Source organism: Microvirga sesbaniae, from assembly GCF_025460805.1.
Classification (GTDB): domain Bacteria; phylum Pseudomonadota; class Alphaproteobacteria; order Rhizobiales; family Beijerinckiaceae; genus Microvirga; species Microvirga sesbaniae.
Window position 1 is genome coordinate 1 of record NZ_JAMXFJ010000096.1, and the last position, 2,692, is coordinate 2,692.

The following is a 2,692-nucleotide window of genomic DNA, read 5'->3' on the forward strand; positions in this document are numbered from 1 at the left end:
CGCTTGAGAGCCTTGCGGAGGAAGCACTTGGCTGAGGTGAGATTGCGCCGCTCGCTGAACCAGAACTCGACCGTATCGCCATTGCTGTCGATCGCCCGGTAGAGATCCGTCCATCGTCCGCGGACTTTGATATAGGTTTCGTCGACATGCCATCTCCTGGTTACGGATCGCTTGCGAAGATTGAAGCGCTGGAGCAGTTCGGGCGCATACCGGACAACCCACCTGTGGATCGTCGCATGATCGACGGAGATGCCCCACTCGGCCATCATCTCTTCCAGGTTCCGCAGGCTCAGGTTGTAAGCCAAGCACCACCGCACGCACAGAAGGATTACCGATCGATCAAAGTGCCTTCCCTTGAACATGCCACCCTCTTCCTTGGAGTCCGGAAGGGTTTAGCTGAAACTCTAAAACAAAACGTTTGCGACGCATCCTACTCACCATGTTCACCACTGTCGTAATCTCGCAGCGCCTTGCTGGTCTAGATCGTAGTGGGTGAGGAGCAGATGCTGGCCGACGCGTATGCGCTTCACGACGCTCAGACGGATCCGATAATCCTGACAATGGTCATAAGTAGGGATGAAGCCTCATGGCACGGAGATCAGACACATCGGCTGGACTAATTCCGAGAGTATGAGATCTTATAGCTACGAATGATGGCTTGACGGCCTCTCAGTGTGCTGACAGCTTTCAGAAAGGGCTACGCACAACGAAGAGCTTCGCCACCATGATCAAGTCCGAACTGATCCAGAAGCTCGCGGCACACGATCCGCATTTATCTCGTCATGATTTCGAGAAGATCGTAGATGCCATCCTTGGCGCTATTCGAGAAGGGCTCGCTCGAGGCGATCGGGTTGAACTGCGTGGTTTTGGAACATTCACGCTGCGCAAGCATGCGGCTCGGATCGGTTGCAACCCGCGCACCAAAGAGCCGGTTTCTGTTGCCGAGAAACTCGTTCCTGCCGTCAAGGCTGCCAAGGAAATGCATCAGCGCCTCAATCCCGCATTGCTCCGGCAGCAGCACAGAGCAGGAAGGCGTGGCATCATGCTGTCTTCGCTCGGGCGAGAGGATGGACCCGTGCTGTAAACCGCAAGTTCTTACCGATCTCTCTTGATGCCTTAGGTGGAGCAAGCGTCAAATCAGCTAAAGCGTATGAAGGCAGAGATCATCGCTTCGAACATCAAATAATGAAAAAGTCGTGATAGGTCAGTTTAAGGCCTTTTGCTAAGCTAGCGAACTTCACCTGTGCCTTGGGCCCGGTTCCATCCGGGTCATAATAGAGGATGCCCTGTTTGCCGTCGTAGATGATGCGGTCCCCCTTATCCTGTGCGCTCTTGCCCTCATGAAACATATCGACCTTGAACTTCCTCGGCTTGGCGGCGCTGCCGGATCCAAGAGCCGTGAACACCATGTTGTCGAGCCATAAACTGTCATCCCTGACGCTAAAATCCAGGACCTTGTCGCTGTTCCGGCTCCTGTCCGGCTTCGTGTCGAAGACAAATGTATCCCGACCTCGGTCGCCCCTGAGAACGTCGTTGCCGGAGCCACCGTAAAGGCTGTCGTTGCCGCCCCCACCGAGGAGCGTGTCTTTGCCGAGATCCCCTTTGATGAGGTCAGGTCCTGCGGTGCCCGTGACCCTTTCTCCCACAATGTCCTTGATGCCGATGGAAAAGGTCCTCTCGACCACCGAACCTGCGTCGTCACTCGCCCCAACCACGATGTCGTAGGAGGTCGCCTGCTCATAGTCAAGCTTCATCCGATCGACGACGATCAACTGCCCATCCCTGATGGCAAACCGTCCCCCTGCATCGTTTAGCAAAGTGAAGTGCAGCGTTGGACTATCGATATCGGATGCAGCCAAGTCTCCAATCGTGGTGCCCGATGCGCTGTTCTCGAAGAGAACTGTGTTCGAAGAGACAGATTGTCGGGGGCATCGTTGACGGGAGCGACCGTTAGAACGAAGGCGTCTTCTGATGCTTTACCTCCCGCCGACGCAAAAAGGGTCAAACTGATTGAGCCTGAATAGTCACGAGGCGGGTGAGCGAGAAAGACCTGCGTGAGAGGATCAAACGTCATCCAGTTGGGAAGAGGAGATCCACTACTCAGTGCTGCTGCGTAGGAAACGCTAGCATTGGATGCGAAGGTATTTGCCGGAACCTGGTAGATCCAGCTCTGATCTTCCAGAATGACCTGATCGGCCATCGGATGGACCAAGACGATTGAGGTTTGGGTCGGTTTCATTGAGCCGTCTGCAAACTGCAGATGCTCGATGCCTGCAACGATATCGGTGCCGTCACCATTCGGGCGATGGTCCGTGATCTGGTACTCGTCACCGTTATGAGCCACGATGGTGTAGTCGGCTCTTCTGCCGGTGAACACCGCGACATCCGTGCCGCTGCCACCCTGAAGGAGGTCGTTGCCAGCACCGCCTTGCAAAGTGTCATTGCCCGCGCCCCCCTGCAGGAGGTCGTCCTCCTGCAAGCCATTGAGTATGCTGCTTCGTCCTCCAGCATAGAGTCGGTCTGCCTCACCGGAGCCGAGAACAATGAGAGGAAAGTCACCTGACCACATGATCGGCTGGAGTTCGGCGACTTTGTTCTGGTGGACGGACGTCCAGTCGTCCTGCAGGATGCCGCCGGTGTCGCCAGAGTTCGGGTTCCACGACCACCAGGTCCAGTGGACGCCCTGCTGGCC

4 protein-coding genes are annotated in these 2,692 nt (G+C 56.0%); 1 reads left to right on the forward strand and 3 read right to left on the reverse strand.

What is annotated here, in order from left to right; translation table 11 throughout:
• Positions 1-362: IS6 family transposase (locus OCW50_RS32840; protein WP_262300381.1), on the reverse strand; the 362-nt coding region annotated here is incomplete at its 3' end.
• 362 nt (positions 363-724) lie between these two features.
• Between OCW50_RS32840 and OCW50_RS32845 the strand changes: the two genes are divergently transcribed.
• Positions 725-1,084 carry an HU family DNA-binding protein gene (locus OCW50_RS32845; RefSeq protein ID WP_262300382.1) on the forward strand — a complete coding sequence of 120 codons (360 nt, stop codon included), beginning with the start codon at positions 725-727 and terminating at the stop codon, positions 1,082-1,084.
• A 94-nt stretch (positions 1,085-1,178) separates the two neighbouring features.
• On the opposite strand, the gene OCW50_RS32850 is transcribed toward OCW50_RS32845, so the two are convergent.
• Together OCW50_RS32850 and OCW50_RS32855 are read right to left on the reverse strand one after the other, a co-directional pair.
• Positions 1,179-1,859 carry a hypothetical protein gene (locus OCW50_RS32850; protein ID WP_262300383.1) on the reverse strand — a complete coding sequence of 227 codons (681 nt, stop codon included), beginning with the start codon at positions 1,857-1,859 and terminating at the stop codon, positions 1,179-1,181.
• Positions 1,811-2,692, reverse strand: an 882-nt coding sequence (locus tag OCW50_RS32855; protein WP_373371546.1) for a putative Ig domain-containing protein, incomplete at its 5' end; no start/stop codon positions are given. The genes OCW50_RS32855 and OCW50_RS32850, both read right to left, overlap by 49 nt.